This window comes from Bremerella volcania (assembly GCF_007748115.1).
Classification (GTDB): Bacteria; Planctomycetota; Planctomycetia; order Pirellulales; family Pirellulaceae; genus Bremerella; species Bremerella volcania.
The window spans coordinates 866,298-892,007 of sequence record NZ_CP036289.1; the positions used below are offsets into that span (position 1 = coordinate 866,298).

The window sequence follows — 25,710 nt, forward strand, 5'->3', positions numbered from 1 at the left end:
GCAATTGTCTTCGATCACCGACCACGATTCGGAAACGGTCGACCATTGATACTTGCAGAAAGAATCGCAAGGTTCTGGCGTGGTTGAGGTCGTCGAAGTGGTCGAGCTGGTATAGCACGCTTCACACGAACCGGGCGCTGGGGTGGTTGTGTTTTCGGGATAATCATCGTCATATCCCCCACACAAAACTCGCGCGGTATCGCAATCTGTACCACCTGGTGACGAGGGGGGCACGCAGCCGCAGCCCCCTGTTCCTCCACTGCAATTGCTGTCCGTTAGATTCCAAAATTCAAAATCGGGGACCCAGGTGTAGTTACACACACCGGTACATGGGTTGGCTGGTGGTAAAGTCGTCGTGGTTGTCGTCACCTTGCAAGCCGTGTGGGCGGTTGCGCATTTGTTTTCACCCGGTTCATCAGGATAAGGGCAAGGGCACTTGGAGGTACAACCATCTTCCATCTTGACCCATCGCCAGCCTCCGCCCGAGGGAAGCCATTTCCACTTGCATCCCTTTGAGCATTCTGGTTCCGGCGTTGTGGTTGTTGTGGTGGTGGTATTGCAATCACACGTCGTCCCGCCTGAACCGGGATCGGGGGTCGTTGTGTTGGGGTCAAAGGAGGTGGTCGTCGTCGGAAGCAAGTGATCGCACTTTGGCTCCGTATTCATCCGATCTGAACAATAGGTAAAGGTACATTCGCCGTCCTCGGAACCACAAAATTCAGGATAAAGTGGCTGACACGGAGCGGCGGTGGTCGTCGTGTTGCCGGGGTCTTCCGTCGTTGACGTCGTACTTGTGGTTGTCTCCGCGGTCTGCCATGGGCAGCATGTAGGAGCAGGCGGAGCAGGCGGAGCAGGCGTCGTGCTGCTTGGCGTAGGGGAACTGGTAGTCGTCGTTACTTCCGTGCCGCAGTTGTTTTCTTCAAGAGACCAACTGGCCGAGTCGGCGGACCAGCGCCACTTGGCGTTTCCCGTGCACTGAGGACTGGGGGGTGAGCCACCTCCCGGCGCACTGGTTGTCGGGGTCGAATCGTCTTCGTCTTTCAGGTCGCTGACATTGCTCAAGCGAACGATCGCCCACTTCAATCCCATGCCCGATTCACGCCACAGGATTTGAGCGGAACCGCTTTCGGCGGACGTCAGGTAAGACGTCTCTCCGACGGCAATATCCGCATATTGGTGTGTTTCATCGTTGATATAAACTTTGACTTGCGTTGTTCCACTAACAACAGCCAGGCCTGCTTCGCATTGGGGAATGGTTTCTCCCAAAATGGCAAACCGTGACTTGTGGTCGTTGGTTGGCACTACGCCATCCAAAACGATTTGTCGTTCAAAAGCACTGCCCGGGAGGCTCGGATCGATGGCTGAGTCGTCGATCCCAAGAATGGAAAATGAGGAGAGCGTTTGACATCCGCCGTTACGGATTTTGACTCGATCAGGATCTCGTGTGCCGAGCTCTACGATTCGATAGCAGCTGGTGGCTTCCGCGGAGTCGGTCTTGTCCGCAAAGGAATCGTCCAGGCAAGCCAGGCCAATCTCTCCCGGAGATCCTGAGAACTGAAAGGTTTGATGAGGATCGGAGGTTGTGCTAGGACCACCGGTCGTCGTAGCCCAGTCAGGTGCCTCCAAGTTAAAGACGTCAAATCCTTCGTCATCGGGATCTGGGTCCTGGCCCTGCCAAAAATGGCGAAAGCCGCTTTTATCAATGTAGATTTTTGCTTTGACCTTCTCGTCACCGGAAGTCAAAGGAGCATCAAGCCGAAACTTGATCCACATCGCTTTACAGCATTCACAAGAACTGCTCATATCGCTCTCCGTCTTGGACGACAATGTTTTGTTTCGGGATCGAATGGATCCACGTGTAATGATTCGGATTGATTAGGAGACATGAAGCGTACGAGAGGCCGTAACACGGACTTCCATACTGCCTCCTGCTCCCCAGAGGCGCGGCGCAAACTAATAAACAAGCAAAACCGCGTGAGGACATATTTCACCTGCGTGCTTTCACGAAGTCCTCGTCATGTGCTATGCATCCAAGAGCTGACAACTTGGAATCTTTTCCAAGACTTTTCTAGAACGGCGTCTTTTTGGCTTCTTGCCGAAGCGATAGTCACAGCACAAATCGCTGGAATGCCTCACCGGACAGAGCGCGGAAAAGCTCTTGTAGCAAGGAGCAAAGCTGATTCCCGGTCATTATCGTGATTCGCCTGACCAGGCAGCGACGCTCGCCGGCGGTTCGTGAGGTGAATTCGAGAGGCGTTTTCATCGCAGCAAGAAGACGATGCGGATTGTCTAATGTGCAAATTGGCCAGTGCTTATCGCCGTGGAAAATTCTTGCCGCTAGTTTCAAACATTCTGCGTTTGGCTGCATAAGACTTCAGGCAAAAGTAATATCAACACGACCTGAAATCTGCGGAGTCGATAATGTCCGACCAAGCACTTTTGAAATATGGGGATTGTTTCCGTACGATCGATATCCCCTTCTTGGGTCTACCAGGAATCGACCAAGATGCTGCCGCCTGCTGTGGCGAGCAGCCCGTCGGCGAACCTCAACCTCGAATCTTTTCCCTTTCGGACTGTCCTGCTTGTCCTGGAGATCTTCCGGGACCTTTGAACGAAACTGGGAAAGTACTTTGCGAGTTGAAGGACCATTTGCAGCTAAGCGTACCAGGAACGCTCGATGGCCCTGCTTCCATCAATCTGGCCAATCAAAATGCAGTCGTCAAAGTTCGTACGCCCAGCATTGGTCCGTTTGGTCCACAGGTCGTGCTGACTTACAACTCACGTAGTTCGTGTCGCCCGAGTCCCTATGGGGCAAAGTGGTCCAACCTGCTTCAGCCGAAGATTGAGAAGCACGGTGCGGATGCCGCGATTGTGACCAAAGGGGATGGTTCTTGCTGGCGGTATACCGACCTAGATTACGGTTCAGGCTACTATCTTGCCCCGGATGGGGCTGTGAACTCTCTCGAGAGGACTGGCAGCGGTTGGATAGAAACACAACCGGATGGCCTGCAACTCATCTACGATGAGCACCTCAGTGGTGTAGGCCGGCTCCAAAGCATCGAACGCCATAACGAAGAGTGGTACTTGAATTATCAAGGCAAATTACTGGAATCCGTGAGGGACCCGCTCGATCGCCTTACTACGTTTACTTACGACTCGAATGAAAGATTGGCAAGTATCGTTGATCATGCCAACCGGACGACGGAATTCCAGGTAAGCGACTGTGGTTGTCTGGAAAGCGTTACGCTGCCGGAAGATTGCACGACCTCGTTTGTTTATGACACCAGGGGCCGGATGCTGGCCTACGTTGATCCGGCAGGCCAGCGCACGAGCTACAGTTATGACAAATGCGGCCGTGTGCGTTCCGTCGTAACGCCAAAAGGAGAAACGACGACGTTTACTCCGCTCGACAAAACGACTACCCGAGTCGTCGACGCACGAGGCCATCTAACTACGGTTACATTTGACTCCGAGCGATTCATCACTTCCATCCAGGATCCTCTTGGACATACGACCAGCTATACCTGGCACGGCAATCACCTCAGTAGTCTGACCGACGCCAATGGCCATACGACACAATTGCAATACACGACTCTCCCGTCTCGCGTTCAGGCCGTAAGCCGCCTTGAATACGCCAACGGCGATGCCTTTTCATTCGACTACGACGGCAATGGTCGGGTGGAGCAAGTCGTCAACCCACGCGGATACGCGACGACACTCGTGTGGTATGGCTACGATAGGACAGAAACCCTGGATGCGTCTAACCAGAGAGTAACATTCGTCTACAACGCCAGTGGGCAACTGGAATCACAGCAAGATGAAGAAGGCCACGTCACTTCGCTAACATATGATGACGAGGGGAATGCTGAAGCTCGAATCAATCCTCTCAACCAGAGAACGACTTACACCTACAATGTTCATGCACAGCGCGAGTCGATTCGAAATCCCGAAGAGGATTTGGCGACGACGACCTACGATGCCCTGAATCGCCCCACTGCCCAAATCACTGCTCTAGGGCATTCAACGCAATTCCGCTACGGCGAAAACTGCCTCCGCGAGGCGATCGAGAACGCCGAAGGGCATGTCACAACGACGATCTACGACGCGAATAACCGCATCGAAGCAACGATAGATGCCCTCGGCCATCGTACAAGCTACGTCTACGATGAAGTGGGAAACCGCACTAAAGTGGTGAACCCGTTGGGGCACGAAGTCATCAGCGTCTACGATCAAGCCAATCGCCGAACCCAGCAGATCAATCCATTGGGGCTCGTTACGACCTATGGCTTTGACCCGGGCAATCGGTTGCTCTCTGTTGAAAACCCTGAGGGAGATGCGGCGGCGACTGAATACGACGGGCGCGATCGGATTCTGGCCGAGGTGGATGAGCTAGGCAACCGGACCTCCTACACTTATGACGGATCCAGCAATCGCACGAGCTTCACGGATTCGCGCAGCCGGATCACCACCTATCTGTACGATCCGCGAAATCGGCAGACTAACGTCACCAATGGAGAAAACGAGACGACGGAGAGGATCTATTACCCCGACGGCATGCTGCAGCAGACGATTGACCCGGAGGGGCACATTACCAGCTATCTTTACGATGCTGCCAATCGTCGCACCCATACCATCAACCCGCTTGGACACGTCACCACGTCTGTCTATTGGCCAGATGGTCAGTTGATGCAATCGATTGATCCAGAGTACCACATCACCAGCTACATCTACGACGAAGACAATCGTCAAAAGAACGTGATCAATCCCGAGGGAGAAATCACGACGACTACCTACTATGACGACGATCAGGTCGAAACCACGGTGAATGCGGAAGGTCATGTCGTCAGCTTCTTGTACGATGCTGTCAACCGTCTCACGGCTACCACGAATCCGGAAAATGAAACAACCTCTGTCGAGTACGACGCCGCTGGGCGAAGCGAAGTCGAGATCGATGCTGAAGGCTATCGCACGACTTTCGTCTATGACGAAGCGGATCGACGCACTGCCGTCATCAATCCGGAAGGCGAGACCACTTCCAGCATTTATTACGACGACGATCAGCTACGCCAAACGATTGACGCCGAAGGGCACGTTACCAGCTACCAGTACGATTCGGCCAACCGCCGCACGGCCGAAATCAACGGCGAAGGCGAGATCACAACCAGCGTTTACTACGCCGATGGCCAACTGCAGCAGACGATCGATCCAGAAGGAAATGCGACCAGCTACGTCTATGATGCCGCCAATCGTCGCATTGCGATGACTAATCCGGAGAATGAAACCACGCTCACGCGATACTACCCAGACGGCCAAGTGCATGCCATCGTCGATCCTGAGGGGCACGCCACAACCTATCTGTATGACGCAGCAAATCGCCGAACTGAGGTCATCAACGCGGAAAACGAAATCTCTACCAGCATCTATTACGACGATGGTCAGCTGTGGCAAGAGATGAACCCCGAGGGACACATTACGACCTACCAGTACGATAAAGCTCATCGTCAAAAGTCGGTAATGAATGCCGAAGGGTTCGTAACGACGACCGTCTATTGGCCCGATGGCCAGGTAAAGCAGTCCATCGATCCGGAATATCACATCACGAGCTATCTTTACGATAAGGCCAACCGCCAAACCCTGGTAACCAATCCAGAAGGCGAAACTTCAAGCAGCACCTATCTGCCAGACGGTCAGCGGTTGTCAAGCATCAATGGCCAGGGGCATATCACGACCTACCAGTATGACAAGGCCAACCGGCAAACGGAAATGATCAATCCGGAAGGCGAGATCACTTCCAGCATCTACTATCGCAATGGCTTGCTAAAGGAGACGATCAATCCCCGCGGCTACGTCACGACTTATCAGTACGATCATGCCAACCGACAAACGAATACGATCGATCCGGAAGGAGGCGTCACAACCACCATCTATTGGCTTGATGGTCAAATAAAGCAATCCATCGATCCCGTCGGACGCGTAACCAGTTATTCCTATGACGATGCCAATCGACAAGCGAGCGTTACGAATGGGGCTGGCGAGACGAGCTACTCGTCCTACTATCCCGATGGGCAGCTTAAGAATTCTATCGATCCCGAAGACCACGTCACGACCTACCTGTACGACAACGTGAATCGACAGAAGGTCATGATCGATCCGGAAGGGAATATCACTACTACCGTGTATTGGCCCGACGGCCAGACTAGACAATCGATCAATCCGGAAGGCCACGTCACGACTTACCTGTACGACAAGGACAACCGCCAAACGGCCATGATCAACGCCGAAGGAGAGGTCACCAGTACCACTTACTACGACGACGGCCAACAAAAGAACTTAATCAACGCCGAAGATCACGTCACGACGCAGACTTATGATGCCGCGAATCGGCTTCGACATTCCATCGATGCCGAGGGAGGCATCACCACGTATCTCTATTATCCTGATGGGCAACTCCAAACTACCATCGATCCGGTTGGCGATGCCGTACACTACGACTACGACAAAGCGAATCGACGCACAGCAATGGTCGATGGCGCGGGAGGTATTTCCACAACCGTCTACTGGCCGGATGGCTTGGCCAAGAACTCCATCAACCCTCGCGGCTATATTGCGACGACGATCTACGACAAAGCCGGGCGGGCAATTACCCAGATTGATGCCGAGAATCGCGTCTCGATCATTGTCTTCTTGGCCAACGGGCAACTCGATGCCAGCATCAATCCACGCGGGAAGATAACTTCTTATAGTTACGACTCGGCCGGCCGACAGAACGCCGTGATGGATCCGCTGGGGCATGTCACAACCAGCCTCTTCTACGATGATGGCCAGCTCAAAGCAACGATCAATCCGCTCGGACACCGTACGACCTACCAGTACGATAAAGCTAACCGTCAGACGTTGGCCGTCAATAAGTCTGGCGAAGCGACGCAGTCGGTTTACTATCCAGACGGACAACTCTGGGTCAGTATCGATCCGCTCATGCGATGTACGACGCACACCTACGACAAGGTGAATCGCGAAACTCTCGTTGTCGGAGACGCCGACGAGGCAACCGCGTTCGTCTATTGGCCTGACGGACAACTCAAAGAACGGATAGATGCCTCGGATGGGATCACCACCTATCTATACGACCATGCGAATCGGCAAACCGCGCAAATGGACGCCTTGGGGCAAGTTACCACGTCGATCTATTATGCCGATGGTCGTGTCCATGCGACGATGGATCCTTTGGCTTACATCACTACGCAGCAGTACGACGGCGCAAAACGAAATACGCTCACGCTTGATGCTCGGGGAGACGATAAGCTTCGCGTTTACTACCCCGATGGAACGCTCGAAAAGGAAATCACGCCGGGGCCCAGGACGACCTCATACTTCTACAACAAAGCCGCCCAGCCGGAACGTGTCGTCGATCCGCTGGGACGTATAACGACGACCTCGTACACGCCCACTGGTTATACCCAAACCCAACTGGATGCCACCGGTGAAGTGACGAGTTACGATTACGACGACGCTGACCGAGAAAGAGCCTCGATCAACGCCTTGGGGCGGATCACCACGAATGTCTACGATGCCGCCAATCGGCGGATCGCGGTGGAGTCCCCCGTCGATGGAATTACGACCATGGCCTACGATCCGCTCGATCGAATCACGGCCGTAACGGATCCTCTGGGAAACACTTCTCAAACAATCTACGACGTCGTTGGTCGAGTTCAGGCCGAAGTCAATCCACTCGGCTACGTCACCACCTACGGTTACGACGCCGCGGATCGGCGCAACCAGGTGCAGGACGCGGAAGGGAACATTACGACCACCCTGTACGATCCGCTCGGACGACCAACGACCGAAATCGATGCCGAAGGGCGGATTACCACGAGCGTCTACGATATCGCCGGCAGACTGACTCAACTCATCAATCCCCGCGGCTACGTCACCACGTTCTCGAATGATCCGCTTGGTCGGCGCACCGGGGAAATCAATCCGCTGGGTGAAGCGATCGAGTTTGCTTACGACGCCGTGGGCAATCGAAGGCTGCGGATGAACGCTCGCAACCAGATCGTCACTGCCACCTACAACTCCAACCAGGAATTAGAAGGAGAACTTTATCCCGACGGACGCGTGCATACCTACACCTACGACGACGCAGGCAATCGCACGGCCAGCATCGATGCCACCGGTATCTATACGACCGTCTACGAAGATCGGGATTTGCCCAAACGCACCATCAATCCGGATGGCAAGATCATCAGCTATACCTACAACGCGATTCGTCAGCGACAAACGATGACGGATCCCGATGGGGGCATCACCAGCTACAGCTATGACGGGGCCGACCGGCTGAAATCGATCGTGAATCCGCAAGGCAAAGTAACGACCTTCGGTTACGACGCTGCTGGACGCAAGACACACATCGAACACGCCAATGGAGCGATCGTTACCCACACCTACAATGCCGCCAACTGGCTGACCAGAATCGAGCGTCGCAAGAGCGACAACACGCTCGAAGAATTGACGACCTATACCTACGACCATGTCGGTAATCGCAAGAACGCCGTCGAACTCAATGGGGCTATCGTCACCTGGTCTTACGATAAAACCTACCAGCTTACGCAGGAACAGCGAAGTGGTACGGATGTGTACGACGTCAGCTACCAATACGATGACGCCGGCAACCGCAAGCAGCAGGACGATTCCGGAACGGTCACGACCTTCATCTACGACGCGGCCAACCGGCTCGAACGGGAAGAGGCTTCCTCCGGCATTACGACCTACGTCCACGATGCCGATGGCAACCGCACGCAGAAGGAAACCAGTGCCGAAGTCATCTACTACGAATGGGACGAAGATAACCGCCTGATCAGCGCCGAGCCAACCGCAGGCCTGGTCACCTTCACCTACAACGCCGAGGGGCGGCGAGTTGAAAAGCATGCTCCCACTGAAGCCAAAAAGTTCATCTACGACTTCAAACGGCTCCTTCAGGAAACGGACGATGTGGGGGACGTCGAGCACCAGTACACCTTCACCAACATGGAGTACGGCGACCTGGTCAGCGAGTACGACGGCCTGGAGACCGCCTACCATCAGCACGACGCGATCGGCAGCACCGACGCGCTGTGGGACGACAACGAAACGGCCGTCGACCGCTACCAACACCGCGCCTTCGGCATCCGGCAGTCCCACACCGGCACCAGCGACACGCCGTTCACGTTCGTCGGTCAAAAGAACTACTACCGCGACCAGGAACTCGACCTCTACCTCGCCGGAGCCCGCTACTACGACCCACTGGTCGGACGATGGCTAAACGAAGACCCCATTCGCTACGAAGCTGAGGATTCGAATCTTTATCGGTACGTGGGGAATAACCCGGTTAACGAGGTGGATCCTAGTGGGGAAGCGCCAACATCGTACTACGCGCGTCACGTTGTTGAGGACGGGATTCTCTACATTGAACTCGTCGAGCGGACACTCATTCCCTATACAGGCCGTATCTCTCGGATACCTATCGGAATCGAAATCGGGGAGGACTCTTACGTTCTAAGTCGTCGATTTGGAAAGCCAGCTAATCGAAACGATGGCTACAAGCTCAATCGAGCAAACCTGCTCACCATTACAAAAATGATTCCGACGGATTACCCGGATGCTTTTGATCTTACGAAACAACAGCAGCGAGATACTATCAAAAAGAGAATAGAACGCTATATCAGCCAACACAATGAAATCCGAGGTGTAAAGACCCCTGCCCAACAGTATCGAGACAACGTTAGTTCACTCCTAGCAGCTCACGCTCGAACCCGCGAAGACAAGGCAAGGGTAGTTGCTCTCAACAAGCTTCCATTTATTAACAGGATGCGATTGTATACGGCGACAGTTGGAGAAATCTATGACGGACGTATCGAGGTCATTAATCAAGGGAACGTAGAGGCCTATTTCCAAGGAATCCCCGAAGCCGCGGAGGGGTATTTCGTTCATGGACCTAAGAATACGATCTTTGGCATCTACAGCCTGGGCGAGTATCTAGTCGTCCGGGGAGTTGTCGGGGCTTCGGAAGATTTAGGGGACGTTGTCGGGACGCTTTATGAGAGTGAGGAAAAACGCAAGGAAGTCTTGAAAGAAGTTCAAAGGCAAATAGATGCCGCCCTTGACGACCCCAAGACGGGAGGAGCCCTTGCCTTCGAAGTCACGGTGACGATCCTTGCCCCCGAACAGGCCATCGGCAAATCGAAGTATTTCAAAGTCACCGTTAATGCGATTGGCGAAAACGGCAAAGCGATCGCGAGTAACGCTGGGAGAACTTTCGAGAAGCTTGCCAAAAATGCATCCACGCGAACAGGAGCAGCTGGTATACGTCCCAAACGAAACGTTTCTGGGACTGTACGAGGACAAGTTTCTGGAGTATCAAAGGAAGGAGTAACTGGAACTGCGAGCAAGTCAGCGGAAAGTGTTGCCCCGAAGAAAACTGGACGTGGCAGCCAGAAGGAATTTGCGGAAGAGGCGGAGCAAATCGTTTCGGAATCTACTGGAGTTCCGAGAAATCCGCAGGGTGCAGGGCAGCAAACAATTCCGGGTACTGGACCGAGTGGCGTCAGGGTGCCAGATTTGAAAGTTCGTGGGCCTCAAGGATCGGTACGGCTCCGTGGCTCAGTTGTTGAAGTAAAAGCTTCCCGTGGAACGAAGTTTGGCGATTTGAGTCAACGATCACGGGATCAGATTCGAGATGCGGTTGACTACGCTCGCAGGCTACGAGAGAAAGCGAGCTTGGTCCAAGATCCCCAAACGAAAAGAATTTTGCGAAATGCTCGTGTTGAAGTATTCTCGGACTTGCCTGCTCCGACACGTGGTGAGTTCGCAGACTTGATCAATCAAGGATTACTCGAATGGAAACAGATTCCGAGATAGGAACAGTTAAAAAACCTGCATTCACCATGCATTTGTGGATCAACCTATATTTGGCACGACCGGTATATGATTCAGAGCAACTTGAATCATTACACAAGCTGATTGTTGTTACACTTCCGACATGGTCATCCGGTCTCAAAGTTCTTAAAAGCGAATACAAACGAAATCACCAAGATGTTGGACAAAATGGAAGTCTAAGCGAAGCGGTCAATCAGGAAGCACCGGCACGGCGTGGCATTGGGACTGCCGTCCTCAAGGGTTCCACCGATGGTATTTCGTTCTTTTTGAATACGTGCCGTACATCATTGCCGCCTGAATTGAACCGTGTTTCCGTCGAGATCGAACTGCCTGTCATCGAAGGCGACAATGTTTCAAAGTGGGCAGTGCATTTTGTTGAAGAGGCTGTTAACCGTTTGCCAGTTCGTTATGCGAAGGCGTACACGAGTGAAGAATTCGATTCCAAAAACAAGATTGCCGACGAAAGTGGGGTGCGTGCAATTGGCGTGCATTTGGATGAATCGTTACCGGGAGTCTATTGGCTGAATTACTTTGGAGGCCCATACGTTAGATTGATCGGTCATGACCGATTGAATTCTATCCAAGCCCATGATGTGCGTGAGATTTCGGGTGGCGTGTTAGTCGTTCTTGATGCAACTCCGAATGCATGGAAAAACGATGATTATAAGTCGGTTGAAGAGGCAGCTATCAACCACATCGGTAGTCAGTATGTCTTTTCGCGAGCCGACCTTGATCGAGAGACTTTTGCTCCAGATTTTCGATCCGACGACGTTCAATGACAAATTTCGCATCGCTGCCTCAGGCGGCTTGTAAGGCAACCAGCCTGCCGCTTTCGCCGTTTGGTACGCCTTGAACACCTGCACGCCTGGCGGCGGCTGCTTGGGCCTGATGCTCAAGCTCTTGTTTACCGCTGATTCTCTCTGCAACAAGTTCGCTGTCGATCTCCCAGTGAGCCTGCCATGCCCAAGAACGTGGGCATGGCTTTGGCCTTTAAAAAGATGCCTGGCCACCCCAGCTGATCACCTTCCCTTTGTTCAGCTCTTCCGATTTCATCGCCCCAGCTCTTTTTCCTCATCGACCCCTCTCTTGCGATGGCCAGCATAACGACCGCTTGGCACCGTTTTGGGTATCGCTTTGACGATACGTCGACAGCCGGCGACATCTATGACGGACGTATCGAGGTCATTAATCAAGGGAACGTGGAGGCCTATTTCCAAGGAATCCCCGAAGCCGCGGAGGGGTATTTCGTTCATGGACCTAAGAATACGATCTTTGGTATCTACAGCCTGGGCGAGTATCTAGTCGTCCGGGGAGTTGTTGGGGCTTCGGAAGATTTAGGGGACGTTGTCGGAACGCTTTATGCGAGTGAGGAAAAACGCAAGGAAGTCTTAAAGGAAGTTCAAAGGCAAATAGATGCCGCCCTCGACGACCCCAAGACGGGAGGAGCCCTTGCCTTCGAAGTCACGGTGACGATCCTTGCCCCCGAACAGGCCATCGGTAAATCGAAGTATTTCAAAGTCACCGTTAATGCGATTGGCGAAAACGGCAAAGCGATCGCGAGTAACGCTGGGAGAACTTTCGAGAAGCTTGCCAAAAATGCATCCACGCGAACAGGAGCAGCTGGTATACGTCCCAAACGAAACGTTTCTGGGACTGTACGAGGACAAGTTTCTGGAGTATCAAAGAAAGGGGTAACTGGAACTGCGAGCAAGTCAGCGGAAAACGTTGTTGCCCCAACTAAAGTGCCGGACACTCCATACCTCACTCGTGTTGATCCGGCGTTTCCTGGCAGGCCTGACCCACGTTTCTCGATCGACACCAAAACATTTACCGCTGGGGAGATTACTTCAAAAGGTGGTATCAGGAATACGAAAGAGTTTTGGCAGCAGTGGCAAGATCTTCGTCCTGAATCGCTTAGCAAGTCTAACCGGTACCTTATTGAGAACTACGACAAGCTAAAGGTGTCTCCGAGAATCGATGATGAATGGATTAAGGTCTTTCCTGAACATGCACCATTCAAAGGAGACGTGATTATTCATCACCACGTTGATTTTGGCCAATATGCGATTCCTGTTCCCGGAAAGACACACGTAGGTTCCGGTGGCATTTGGCATACAAAGTAAGTTAGGGTGAATTTCATGGCACTTGAAATCGCAGAGATACAGTCTCGGCTTGATGAACAATTCGTTCCTCTTGAACCAATTTTGACAGGCTTTCGACTCGTATCATCAGAGGTAACACAAGAGGACATTGACCGTTTTCAACAGCAATTAGATGTTGTTCTTCCAAAGCACTTTCAGGCAATGTTGCGTCGTTTTGACTTCGGTTGTTTCACATTAGGACCAATTGCCTTTTGCAACACCGGCGACTTTCTGTCTTGGACTTATCAGAACAATCGAGGGGATTTCGCAAATGAGTATCCATGGTGGGGTTCGGGAACTCGACCGGACAACCTACTCCTGATCGCTAATTCCGATCCTTACGCCGTACTGTTGAATTGTAACGACGAAACCATTTCAGTGTTCAAGCATGGTGAAGCATGGAGCGACCACGAAATCATCGTTGCCAAGGATTTTGAGTTGTTTATTCGAGGCTTGGGCACGGTGTTTCTGATGCGGAATGCTGAAGGTGGAAATTCACTTTTGGCTGACGAAGTATCAATCGAAGCTGGTGGCGGCAAGGGAAATGCATTCTGGCGATGGTTTGCGGAATAGAGTCTTTGATTAAGAAAAGGTGTCAGGACGGCTCTGCAGAAAACTTAAGCCCACCAGAGAATCAGAACATTGTGGGTCAGCACAATCAGGTGTAATTCTTTTTGGCGGCTTGGTTCCGTTTTGCCTCGGACGAAATTGCCTTGCCTACATTTGATCATGCTCATCACGGTCTCGACTTGGCTTCGGCTGGGTGGCACACAAAGGGCTAATCATTCGTCAGTCGCACCCGTCCGGACTGTGAATGAAGGAGATCATGTGAATGGTTAGTGAACTTGAATCAGTATTGAATACGCTTGGTGCTGCTGTTTTCACGCAGTCAGAAGCAGAAGTTGGACATGGGAAGTGGACGAAAGCTTGTCTTGACGCACGCTTTAATAAGCAGGATGAGTCTTGGGTATGGAAAATCAGAGCCATCAAGACGGATGGCAGCACATGTTCAATTGGTTCGAGTAGTAAGATAACACTAGGCCTGTTGGACGTCGAAGACCTTCGAGGTACAGGTGACCAAGAGTGGTATGGTATACTCGTCACTGTTCAGCCTGACCAAAAATGCGATGTCCACTTTAATTATGATGAACGATGCGCCTCCGATGAGTCCCTATATGACACTTGATGCTCTGGCACGATCTTCGCAGGCTGTGCCGGTTTGAAGGGTTGCAGCTTGGCCGGTTGAGTAAACTTCCGAGCCTTGAACACCAGCACGCCTGGCGGCGTCTGCTTGGGCCTGATGCTCAAGCTCTTGTTTACCGCTGATTCTCTCTGCAACAAGTTCGCTGTCGATCTCCCCGTGACCCTGCCATGCCCACGAAAACGTGGGCATGGCTTTGGCCATTAAAAAGATGCCAGGCCATCTCAGCTGATCACCTTCCCTTTGTTCAGCTCTTCCGATTTCATCGCCCCAGCTCTTTTTCCTTTCCCGCAATATTTTCTTCAAATCCCTCCTCTCTCGCACCGTAGTTCTTCTAGACGGTAATCCGCCATCGACCCCTCTCTTTTGATGGCCAGCATAACGACCGCTTGGCGCCGTTTTGGGTATCGCTTTGACGATAGCCCCTGTAAACGTTCCTCTATTTTCAAAGATCGTCCCCATGGAAAACTGTAAGAATCCCTTTCTCGTTGAAGGTGTAAGCGATCCCATTGTCCGAAGAACGCTGCGAGCCGCGGTGGATTATGCCGGCGGATCGATTTGCCCTGGCGACTTGTTGGCGGCCGTGTTGTTGCAGGCCGATTCCGAACTGCAGCAGCTGTTGGCGTCTTCGATGGTGGCTCCGGCTCGGGTTGAGGATTTGATTGCTTTGGCAGTCGATCGGGTCACGGACTCGCCGAAGCGTGATTTGGGCGCCGAAGTCGCTTTTTCGCCGGAAGCTAACCAGGCTTGTCAGACCTATCGGAAGTGGGAAAGCATGCGGTCGGACCGTGGAGGCCTGACGTCTTTTCTGCTTTGCGTGTTGGCGCATATGACCACCCAAGAACAACGCGAGTGGCCTGCATTTGATGTAAAAGAGGCAATTAAGAGCCTCGAGCAGTCGCTGGCCAACGTGCTTTCCACCCACGATACGGACGCTTTGTCTCTCCCGGGAGAACTGGCCTGGGCCGAGGACCTCACGCGGCAAGCTCGGCTGGCAGGTCTGGATCATGCCAGCCCCTTCGAGGGTGAGCCTGACTACGACCTTTTGGTGGAAGAACTATCGCGAGCGCTACATCGTACCGACGGCCATGCCATGCTGGTTGGGGAGCGTGGCGTGGGGCAATCGGCCATCGTAAGCGAACTGGCCCGACGCGCTACCCAAGGCCAGCTTCCCGTGATGAAGGACAAACGATTTCTTTGGATCGATGCCCGCCATACGCCGCCAGAGCAAAGCGGGGCGCGGCTTGAATCCCTTCTCGCCTCAGCCGCGGACGAGCCATCGCTGGTTCTGTGCGTGGAAGGTTTGGGCAAGCTGCTGCGTGGCGAGCAGGGGACCCATCATCGGTCTCTATTGCTACGCGGCCTGGTAGGCATAAAGGCTAAATTGTTGGGCCTATTGAGCCCGGAAGAGTTCGAGGAACTAGCAGCCGACGATGCCGAACTGCGGGAACGATTCACGGTTATCAGGGCGTTCGAACCGGAATCGGAAACGGCAGTACGGCTCGTCGGCTGCTACGGCGGGGGGCTGGAAGCAACCTACGCTTTGAAGATCGAACCAGAGGCAATACGCGAAGCAGTGCGGCTCTCCCGTGACTACATCCTGCATCAGCGGCTACCAGGCAAAGCGGTCAAGATCCTACGCGAGGCATGCGAGCAGCGTGCGTTCGAGCAAATCCAATACGGGGAAACGAACTGCGTGATTGCCGTCGACGACGTGGTCGAGGCTGTGTCGCAAGCGAGCGGTGTTCCCGCTGAGACGCTTCGCGGGGTAGCCGAGCAAGGAGATTACACCGAGAGTCTGGCCGAGGAGATCTTCGGACAGTCGCATGCCGTGCGGGAAATCGCGGATGAATTGGGTCTGATCAAAGCAGGCTTGACGGATCCAGGTAAGCCTGCGTCGGTGATGTTGTTCGTCGGCCAGACTGGTACCGGCAAGACGGAGATGGCCAAGGCACTGGCGCGTTTTTATTCTCGCTCGAAACGGCTGCGAACCTATACCCTGGGCAACTTCGTCGAGCCCCACAGCGTGGCCAGTATCATCGGCGTGCCGCCGGGGTACGTTGGGCACGAACAAGGGGGCCGCATCGTGTCCGATCTGATGTCCGATCCCTACTGCGTGTTTCTTCTCGATGAAGCGGACAAAGCCCATCCCGACGTGCTGCAACCTTTTCTGAACCTGTTTGACGAGGGATGGGTACAAGACCAGCGCGGCGTGAAGGCCTACGGCGACAAGGCAATTTTCATTCTCACCACGAATGTCGGACAACGCATGCTCGCCGACATGGCCCGACAAGGGAAGACTCCCGAGGAAATGGCGGCTCGGATGAAGGAATCGTTGGCACAAATTCGTCATGGCAAGTCGAATCGCCCGGTTTTTGCCCCGGAGTTCCTGGCTCGAATCAAGCGGGTCATCGTCTTCCGGCCGCTTGACAAAGAAGCCATGTGGGGGATCACGGACAAGTTGATTCGCAAGATTCAAACCCGTTGGCGTGAGAACCGGCGAAAGGAACTGATTGTGCCGGACGTATTGGTCGACTCCATTGCCGAGATGGCACACCAACAGAACGAGAAGGCACAAGGACGCGAAGGAGGACGGATCGTTCGCAAGCTGCTTGCGGAGTATGTCGAAACGCCCGTTCAGCGCGCCGTCTCGAAGATGCCCGAGGTCTACCAGAATAGCGAATCCGTCATTCTGGATGCGACCATTGCGAAAGACAGTGAAGATGAAACCGCTGTTCCTCAGATTGCGGTTCGCTTTGGTGGGACAAAAGAACCAGTCGAAAAGAAGGTGGAACATGCCCTGTAAACACGACTCTACCTCCAGCTGCCCATGGTGCCGCCCGCAACTGTCACTTTGCATGATTGTGCGAGACGCCGCACGAACGCTGGAACCATGTCTGGAAAGTATTCGTCCTTGGGTGGATGAGATCGTCATCGTCGATACTGGCTCGGTGGACCAAACGCTCGAAATTGCCGAACGTTATCAAGCCAGGGTTTTTCATTTTCCCTGGTGCGATGACTTCTCAGCAGCACGCAATGAATCTCTCCGCTACGCAAGCGGTGAATGGATCTTTTGGATGGATGCCGACGATACAATCGATGCGGCCAACGGACACAAACTGCGGGGACTCGTTGATCAAGATCATCATGAAAACACGCTGGGGTACGTGGTCCAAGTGCATTGTCCCGCGACAGGCGAAGGCCAGGACTTCACCGCGGTTGACCATGTAAAGCTCATTCGCAATCGGCCCGATCTGCGGTTTGAGGGACGCATCCATGAACAGATTCTTTCCGCTATCCGCAATGCCGGTGGCGATACGGCATGGACCGACATCTTCGTTACGCACTCAGGCAGCGATCAATCTGCCGAGGGGCGGCGTAAAAAGCACGAACGCGATTTGCGGATTCTCCATCTGGACCATCAGGAACGTCCCGAGCATCCGTTCGTGCTATTTAATTTAGGTATGACCTACGCCGATATGGAGCAGTATGAAAAGGCCGTTGATTGGCTCCAGCAAAGCATAGCACGAGCCCAACCGCCCGAGTCGCACTTGAGAAAAGCATACGCGCTACTCGCGTCTAGCCTGTATCAGTTGGGTAGAAAGGCGGAAGCAAAAGATGTCTGCGAACGTGGTTTGAAAGTGGCAAGCAACGATCCGGAATTACTATTTCGCAAAGCAATGCTTGCCCATGAGGCGGGAAGCTTAGAGGAAGCAGAAGCCGCCTATCGCCAGGCACTCAAGCCCTCGGTCGAGCGTCACTTCGCGAGTATCGACATGGGGATCATCGGTGCGAAGGCCCGGCATAATCTAGCGTGCGTCTATGCCGACATGAATCGAGATGACTTGGCAGAAATACAGTATAGGCGTGCAGTACGCACCAAGCGTTGCACCGCGTCTGGTCCCGTTCTGATAGCGTCCTTAATTCGCCAGAGGAAATTTACATCCGCCGAGTTGGAACTCGAGTGGCTTGAGCAGAACTCGCTTGAAGTTTGGCAGGTATTGCTGCTTCGTTCTCAACTTCACGAGGCCCAGGGGAGTCTGACGAAAGCGCGTGACCTCTTAACGGAGGCGACCAGTAGGTTCTCTGACAAACCGGACGTGTGGGAAGCATTGGCGAGATTTCTTTTTGAACGTGACGAACTCGATCAGGCGGTCGAGCCACTTTCAGAGCTGGTTGATCTCGAGCCGCACAATGCAGCTGCGTGGCACAATCTTGGTATCGCCAAACTGCGAGGCGGTGATCTTCCAGGGGCTCAGGCTGCTTTGCGAGTATCGCTCGATTTGCGTCCGGAGTCGAACTCCACGAGGGAGGCCTTGCAGGAGGCCAGTCAGGTTGTCCGCGAGCAAGTTGCAATTTAAGAAGCGTCGCTTCTTCTCTCGCAATCTTAATCAATGGATCGAACAGAATGCTTTAGGAGTAAATCACATGATTTCGGGTGTCGTCCTGGCTCGGAACGAGGAAATTAACATCGTCGGCTGTCTGCAAGCCCTTCAACCACACGTTGACGAGATCTTACTAATTGATATGGAGAGTACGGATCGCACAGTAGAGCTTGCGACGCCCTATGTTCAGAGCGTGCTGAGGCATCGTCTTGTACGCAATTTTGATGGCGCCCGTAACATCGCGATCGACAAAGCCAGAAACGCGTGGCTGTGGTTTGTCGATGCGGATGAGCGAATTCCTCAAGCGACAGGAAAACTGGTTTGCGAAGCAATACGGACCCATGGAAGTGAGTACGAAGCGATCTCAATTCCATTTAAATCGTATTGTGGCCGACAATGGATGAAGCATTGCGGCTGGTGGCCAGGCTACACAGGGCCGCGCGTTCTCAAACGTGGACACTTTCGTTTTGCTGATAGGGTCCATGGTGGGGTCCACCTTGAGGGACGCGAACTTCGCGTCGCACCCAATCCTCAACTCGGAGTCGATCACTACGGCATTCGTTCCATAGAGCACTATGCCGACAAGGTGAATCGGTACTCATCCGCGGAAGCGGAGAACCTGGCTCAAGCAGGAGCGACATGGAATTGGAGGGCCGCAATCGCCGAAATGATGAGGGAGATTTGGCAGACATATGAATGGAATCCTGGCAACCTAGATGGAGAGTGGGGATGGGTCGCCGCCTGGATGTCAGGTCAATATCGTTGGCAGGCACAAAGCAAACTACTCGATCTCAACTCAAGTGATTTGACAGGTTCCAATCCAACTGCCGTTCCCGCAGATTTAGACGACGTCATCGCCTGCATGGAGGATTCCTTGGCCCAACTCCGGAAATCAAGTCCTACTCTTCCGTTGGGGGTAGTATGGAAAGCGGACGTTGCTGGTGTCAACGGTTATTCGGAGGAGGCGCGGACGTTTCTGCACGCAATGGCATATGGATCTAGACCCTTGGCATTGGAATCACCCCTTCGCTGCCACGGTAAAGACGCCGGCGTGGATCGGGACGACCAAGCTCTATTCCGGGCGTTGCGAAATGCTCGAAGGCCGCGACATAGTTTGACAGTCACTCATTCGCTTCCCGGCGCCATTGAGCCTGATGCTCGATCATCGGTCAATGCCTTAAGAACAATGATCGAAACGGATCGTGTGCCCGCATCATGGATTCCCCATATCCAAAAATTTGATCAAGTATGGGTACCATCGCAGCATTCCGCCGATGCCTTCCGGCGAAGTTGGATAGCACCCGAGAAGATCCATATCGTCCCGGGCTGTCTTGATACGGAGATTTTCCAACCGGACGGCGTGAAATGCTCGTTGCCGTCACAAATGCAAGGAAAGTTCGTCTTTCTAAGTGTATTTGATTGGGTACCTCGCAAAGGAGGCGAACTGTTAGTCCAAAACTATTGTCGAGAATTTGCCCCAGGCGAAGGAACAGGTTTGCTGATCAAGCTTTCTCGAATTCACGGCATGTCACTGGAGGAAATAAGGGGCCGGCTCGACGAATGTTTGCATGCAATTGGTCAATCTTTAGAAGAACGTCCCGATGTGTGTTTGCTCGACCAGGAAACTACGACTCAAGAAATGGCGGCGCTGTATCGCAGTGTCGATGCTTTCGTTTTGCCTTCACGCGGAGAGGGCTGGGGAAGGCCCTATATGGAGGCGATGGCTTGCGGCCTTCCAACCATCGGCACGGATGCGACTGGGCAAATTGACTTTATGACGGAAGAAAATAGCCTGCTGATACCGGCAAAAGAAGTCGACGTTCCAGAAAATGCCGCTCGTGATTTCCCTCTCTTTGATGGCCATCGTTGGTGTGAACCTAATTGCGATGAACTAAGAAGACTAATGCGTCAAGTTGTGAATGATCCGAAGCTGCGAGAGCGAATCAGTCACAAGGCTGTCCAGGACATCCATTCCCGATTTAATCTCGATGCGGGCGCCAATGGTGTTGAACTTGCCATTCAGGCTGCTGAAAAGCGTTTCACACGCATGAGTGCCCCTCCCATTCAAGAAAATCAAACGCGCGTGATACTGGAAGGAGAATTGTTTTCAGGCCATAGTTTCTCGAATATTAACGAACAACTTTGCCTGGCTTTGGCGCGAGATTCCTCGCTTGCAGTTTCCATTCGGCGACTCTCTAACGGCTTGCCGGAAGAGCGTCCTCCGTTTGCCTCTAACGTGGAGGCCTATATTGATCGAGAACTACCTAATGGTCCACAAGTAACGATCCGTCATGCTTATCCTCCTGATTGGAATCCGCCTGAGAAAGGTCTCTGGATTCACGTGCAACCTTGGGAGTATGGTCACCTGCCGAAAGAATGGATTGAGCCATTACGCGATCGCGTAGATGAGATCTGGGTCCCAAGCCACTACGTTCGAAAAGTCTATGAACGCAGTGGAATTCCCAGCGAAAAAATTCAGGTCATTCCTTGGGGTGTTAACGCCAAAGTGTTCACTCCTGAAGCGCCTCCGTTGATTCTGCCAACGAACAAAGGGTTTCATTTTCTCTACGTGGGAGGCACGATCGCTCGTAAGGGTTTTGACCGAGTGCTGGAGGCATACTTAGCGGAGTTCGGTCCTGAAGAAGATGTTGGACTGGTCGTAAAAGACATTGGCTCGAAAACGGTGTACCGTCATCACAACTATGCACAAGCAACGATCGAAGCTCAAAGCGATCCAACCAAACCGGAAATCCTCTATCTTGATGAGCCACTGACGCAAGGACAACTGGCAAGTCTCTTTGCTGCATGCGACTGCTTGGTGGCACCCTATCGAGGCGAGGGGTTCGGAATGCCAATTCTAGAGGCGATGGCTTGTGGCACGGCTCCGATCGTTCCCCAGGGAGGCGCTAGCGACGACTTCACAACTCCAGAAACAGCCTTTACTCTCCCAAGCGAGGAGGTCGAAGTGGCGACCGAGCTATCGTTGTTTGGTCCACTTCTTGAACTAAGTGTTTCTCCGGGGGACTTGCAGAAGCTGATGCGACAGGTGGTAACCGAATACGAGGAAACAAAAAGGAGAGGACAGGCAGCCTCTGAGTATGTAAGAGATCGATTCACATGGAACAATAGCGCGACGAAAATGAGTGAACGTATCGCCTTGCTTACCGAACGTGCGTCCAGCCAGAGTCCCGAGGCCAACTCTTCTGCATCGAATCAACAGACTTCTAGTCTTTCGGCAATAGTGATGGCACCCGAAGAGGAAGCAGCATTTGCAGATACTCTTTCTTGCCTCCGACCGTTTGTGGAACAAGTTTTTTGTGTCGCAGATAAGCCAACGGAAACGGTTTTGAATTTAGCGCAAGAATATGGCTGCGAGGTAGTTTCCCGCATTGGCGAGATCGATCCCCAGGGGAAATGGTTTCTCTATCTTGAGAGCGGCGAAGTTCTAGACGATCAGGAACTTGAAAGTCTGACCGAGTTTCTAACGGGCGTTCCTAAAGAGATCGAAGCCATCGGTGCGCATGTCCTACTTCAAGACCGCGCGGGTAAGACGCTAGGAAGACAGGTTGACTTGCGACTGTTTCGAGGCAATTTTCTGGATAATGATAACTTTCCTTGTACAGACGTGCATGGAAGCGGTATGGATCAATCTGCAAAGATTCCCATCGCCGAACTAAAAATCATAGCCAGTGTGCCGTGGGTTGATCGTGACGATTCCTTGCCAACCGGATTGCTACCTGACGAGACGTGGCTCACTTCCTGGATCCCTGCCGCCGGTGAAGTATTCTTAGATATCGGGGCAAACCAAGGGCTATGGACCCACGCCTTATCCAATCAATATCAAACCATTCATTCAGTTGAACCTGGCCCGGATGCCTTAAAACAACTGAAATTGAAACTTCCTGGCAATGCATATGTTCATGAGTTCGCCGCCTGGGATATTGATGAGCAACGTGAGTTCAGTTGTTTTGATGATAGTCGACATTTAAGTACACACTTTCAAGCAGGTGGTGTAAATACAGGGCCAAGGCGTGGCTCAATAACTCTTAAATGCCAACCAATTGACGACTTGAAAATCGCAGGTCGCGTCGATCTGATCAAGTGCGACGTGGAGGGTGCCGAGATAGAAGCTTTGAAGGGTGCCCAAAAACTCATCACTTTACATCACCCCAGAATGCTTGTTGAAGTTCATTCGCGTGATAACTTGGAACAGGTCTTAAACATGATTTTGGTCTGGGGTTATGATTTCAAGGTCATACGCCACCCAAATTATCGTCCCTTTTCTGCTAATTGGTGGGACCATTGTTGGCTAGCTGCTGCGCCCAAAAACTACCTGAAAGCCTCGAGTGACAACAATTGCAAGATGACAGAATTTGCCAGTTGATGCTTCGCTTGCAATAGAAACATATGGTTTACGGCGTTCGAATGACTCCAACCAATAAAGCCCCTTTTGGGCCTCTGACCAGCCTCAAATTCTTATTGAAGATTCAGTCTGTGTAAGATCAGTGTGCTGTAGCAGCGAAGGCGTCGCCGGCGCTTTCGATAAGTTTTCTTGGCGGGAGAACGAAGTTAAGAAACTTTTGCCGGATCGCGTCAGCGACCTTGCTCGGGATTTTTCAAGGGCGCTTGCCAATCGAACCTGCGATTTGCCAGAAAAGGACAAAAGAAAAAGCCTCGCAAGTCGTTGATTTGCAAGGCCTTAGGAGGTCGGGGTGACCGGCGATTGACATTTCCTAACGACTTCGCGAGAACCAGCCTGCTTGGGCTTGTTTTGTCGCAAAGCATTGAGTTCACAGAGGATATGTTCTTTGGTACTTGCGAGTCCTAGACAACTCTTCAATAGCTAACGATAAAACTAATTCTCGCCCTCTCCGAGTAGGGGCCTTTGAGGTCTCTGGTCACCCGGAGTGTTGGTAATGTCGATCACAAATGGCGTTGTTCCGCGAAATGGCATATTCTTTCGAGTCTTAATTATTGCTCGGATTAGCACGGAGCATCAGGATAAGCTTAGCCTTGAGGATCAGATTGAGCTCAGTCGAGGTTGGTGCCGTCAGCATCTCGATCAGCGTTTCGAAGAACAGATTATTCAAAGCCAGGGAAGCGGCGAACTGCTGGATCGTCAAGAGCTTCGAGACCTCGAGGATGCGATCTTGTCAGATGAAATTGATCTGATCATCGCTGAAGACTTAGGTCGTATCTGTCGCCGGAATGCCGCTGTAGCATTCCTTGAACTGGCGGAAGACCACGAGACACGTGTCGTTACCCTGAATGACAATTTGGATACTGAAAACGACGACTGGCGTTTCAAAGCCGGTTTCGCAACGATGCATCACGAGTTTTCGAATGCAGATACGGGCAAGCGAATTCGGCGAACTCTTCGGAGCCGGCACATGCAGGGCTTGGTCGTCCAGTGTTTGCCATATGGATATATCAAACCGCATCCTGGGGCCTCCGATCAAGAAGTCACTAAAGATCCTGCGGCCGAGCCAATTATCGAGGAGATTTTCTCTCGGCTCGAGAACGGAGTGAGCTATTCTGAAGTCGTTGATTGGTTGAACGCTAAGAAGGTTCCAACCGGGAAGTATGTCAGCTCGAATCGCTGGACTGTTTCAACGCTTAGAAACCTGGTTTATAACCCGCTGTTGAAGGGCGTTCGTGTTCGAAATCGCGTGAAGTCAAAACGTATCAACAAGACAGGACGACGCAAATCGATCAAGGCAGCTCCGGATGAGTTGCTTGAGCGCCATTGCCCTCATCTGGCATTCGTCGAAGCTCATCGATACGACGCTCTGATTCGGTTCCTTGATAAAAAGAACGCGGCCTATCGGCGAAAGAAGATGGACGGCCGCGACCCACGAGCGATGGTTCCCAAAAAGCGAACTCGCTTTCCTGGTCAGCAAGTGTTTTGTGCCGTTTGTGGGCACCCGATGCGATGGGGCGGTCATGGTCAAGTCGATCGCTTGGTCTGTAAAGGCGCTAAGGAATATAAGTGTTGGCAAGGTGCAACGTTCGACGGGAATTTGGCTTCCGAGAAGATCCTTGCCGCCGTGCTTCAAGCTATCGAAGAACTACCAGACTTCGCCGAGAACCTTCAAAGTCAAATCATGGAAGAGTCGCAGACACTTACCGACTCACGGTACTCGGAGAAAAAGCAGATCCAAAAAAGGATCGATAGTCTCAATCGTGAAATGGCCAACCTGATTCAGTTCGTCAAGAGTGGGAATCACTCGGAAGTCTTGACGAGAGAGATCGCAGAAACGGAGCTTCAGTTGACCGAGGCGAAGTTTGAGCTGCAAGAGCTTGGTGAACGCTCATGCTTGGTTCCTAAGCTTCCTTCTTCCGATATGGTTCGCGAACTTGCCAAGGATGCCATCACGAAGCATCTCGATTGTCCTTACCGAATGAGCCGTGTGATGCGCCCGCTGATTCCGCGCATTGAGGCTCATCCGATGCGACTTTGCGTTGGTGGATCGGTTCTCATTCGAGCTAAATTTCAGATGACATTGTGTCACTTGATTCCTGGGATGAAGGATTTTTCCGTGGCGCGAGAAGCCATGACACGGACGATCGAGGTGGATCTCTTTGAGCCGGTCCAGCGCGAGTTGTTCCGTGAACAGGTTGTCAAGCTTCGTGAAACGGGCATGTATCAAAGGGATATCGCTGCCCACCTGGGTATCACGCAGCCTGCGGTCCAAAATGCATTGAAACTGCAGGGTGTGATGGACGCCTCAGGACTGAAAGATCCTTACGTTCCGGTGACGGAAGCCCCAACTGATTTGGGCCGTATGCGACGTCACCGGCATTCTCGATTCGAGTTTCAGCAATATGATCCTGGTAGCTAAGCATGGCTTTGTTGATGGCCCCAGCGCCATCCGACTACCTTCGGCCCATGTCCTAATTGGTCATGGGCTTTTTCGTGCGCCGATCCCAAATAAGGAACTCAATTATGCCCGCTAAAGCGGATTCATATTCCAAAGAACCTTTCATTGAACAAGTTGCACGATCACAGCATGAGTTCATAAGGCTTCTCGCAAGATGCATTGCGAAGCGACTTCTGCGGGAAGCTGAATCG

The 25,710-nt window shown here is 52.7% G+C and carries 10 protein-coding genes; 9 read left to right on the plus strand and 1 reads right to left on the minus strand.

Annotated elements, in window-relative coordinates:
• Positions 1 to 748 precede the first annotated feature (748 nt).
• The 5 genes from Pan97_RS03495 (at position 749) to Pan97_RS03515 (ending at position 13,625) form a co-directional block, all read left to right on the plus strand.
• The gene (locus Pan97_RS03495) at positions 749 to 979 is read left to right on the plus strand and encodes a hypothetical protein (protein WP_144970767.1); all 231 of its coding nucleotides are present in this window, start codon (positions 749 to 751) and stop codon (positions 977 to 979) included.
• Between the two features lie 1,658 nt (positions 980 to 2,637).
• Positions 2,638 to 10,893, plus strand: coding sequence for an RHS repeat protein (locus Pan97_RS03500; RefSeq protein ID WP_165698594.1), 8,256 nt, complete (start codon positions 2,638 to 2,640; stop codon positions 10,891 to 10,893).
• Positions 10,872 to 11,690 carry a hypothetical protein gene (locus Pan97_RS03505; RefSeq protein WP_144970769.1) on the plus strand — a complete coding sequence of 273 codons (819 nt, stop codon included), beginning with the start codon at positions 10,872 to 10,874 and terminating at the stop codon, positions 11,688 to 11,690. Before Pan97_RS03500 ends, Pan97_RS03505 begins: the two co-directional genes overlap by 22 nt.
• Positions 11,691 to 12,002: 312 nt before the next feature.
• Complete coding sequence (locus tag Pan97_RS03510) at positions 12,003 to 13,034, plus strand: hypothetical protein (RefSeq protein ID WP_144970770.1); 1,032 nt, start codon at positions 12,003 to 12,005, stop codon at positions 13,032 to 13,034.
• A gap of 15 nt (positions 13,035 to 13,049) precedes the next feature.
• Positions 13,050 to 13,625 (plus strand): SMI1/KNR4 family protein, encoded by a 576-nt coding sequence (locus Pan97_RS03515; RefSeq protein WP_144970771.1) that lies wholly within the window; start codon positions 13,050 to 13,052, stop codon positions 13,623 to 13,625.
• Positions 13,626 to 14,223: 598 nt separating this feature from the next.
• Here the strand turns inward: Pan97_RS03515 and Pan97_RS03520 are convergent.
• Positions 14,224 to 14,559 carry a hypothetical protein gene (locus tag Pan97_RS03520; protein WP_144970772.1) on the minus strand — a complete coding sequence of 112 codons (336 nt, stop codon included), beginning with the start codon at positions 14,557 to 14,559 and terminating at the stop codon, positions 14,224 to 14,226.
• 154 nt (positions 14,560 to 14,713) lie between these two features.
• Between Pan97_RS03520 and Pan97_RS03525 the strand changes: the two genes are divergently transcribed.
• From Pan97_RS03525 to Pan97_RS03540, 4 genes are all read left to right on the plus strand, one after another.
• Positions 14,714 to 17,059 carry an AAA family ATPase gene (locus Pan97_RS03525; protein WP_144970773.1) on the plus strand — a complete coding sequence of 782 codons (2,346 nt, stop codon included), beginning with the start codon at positions 14,714 to 14,716 and terminating at the stop codon, positions 17,057 to 17,059.
• Positions 17,060 to 17,111: 52 nt separating this feature from the next.
• Entirely contained in the window at positions 17,112 to 18,614 is a 1,503-nt protein-coding gene (locus tag Pan97_RS03530) for a TPR domain-containing glycosyltransferase (RefSeq protein WP_241676404.1), read from the plus strand.
• The gene (locus tag Pan97_RS03535) at positions 18,589 to 23,022 is read left to right on the plus strand and encodes an FkbM family methyltransferase (RefSeq protein WP_165698596.1); all 4,434 of its coding nucleotides are present in this window, start codon (positions 18,589 to 18,591) and stop codon (positions 23,020 to 23,022) included. Before Pan97_RS03530 ends, Pan97_RS03535 begins: the two co-directional genes overlap by 26 nt.
• Positions 23,023 to 23,554: 532 nt before the next feature.
• The gene (locus tag Pan97_RS03540) at positions 23,555 to 25,480 is read left to right on the plus strand and encodes a recombinase family protein (RefSeq protein ID WP_144970776.1); all 1,926 of its coding nucleotides are present in this window, start codon (positions 23,555 to 23,557) and stop codon (positions 25,478 to 25,480) included.
• Positions 25,481 to 25,710 lie beyond the last annotated feature (230 nt).

What these genes read in the sequence shown, in the direction of transcription:
- Pan97_RS03530 (WP_241676404.1), top strand. Translation starts at nt 17,112, where the DNA reads ATGATTGTGCGAGACGCCGCACGAACGCTGGAACCATGTCTGGAAAGT.
- Pan97_RS03515 (WP_144970771.1), top strand. Translation starts at nt 13,050, where the DNA reads ATGGCACTTGAAATCGCAGAGATACAGTCTCGGCTTGATGAACAATTC.
- Pan97_RS03505 (WP_144970769.1), top strand. Translation starts at nt 10,872, where the DNA reads ATGGAAACAGATTCCGAGATAGGAACAGTTAAAAAACCTGCATTCACC.
- Pan97_RS03525 (WP_144970773.1), top strand. Translation starts at nt 14,714, where the DNA reads ATGGAAAACTGTAAGAATCCCTTTCTCGTTGAAGGTGTAAGCGATCCC.
- Pan97_RS03510 (WP_144970770.1), top strand. Translation starts at nt 12,003, where the DNA reads ATGGCCAGCATAACGACCGCTTGGCACCGTTTTGGGTATCGCTTTGAC.
- Pan97_RS03540 (WP_144970776.1), top strand. Translation starts at nt 23,555, where the DNA reads ATGTCGATCACAAATGGCGTTGTTCCGCGAAATGGCATATTCTTTCGA.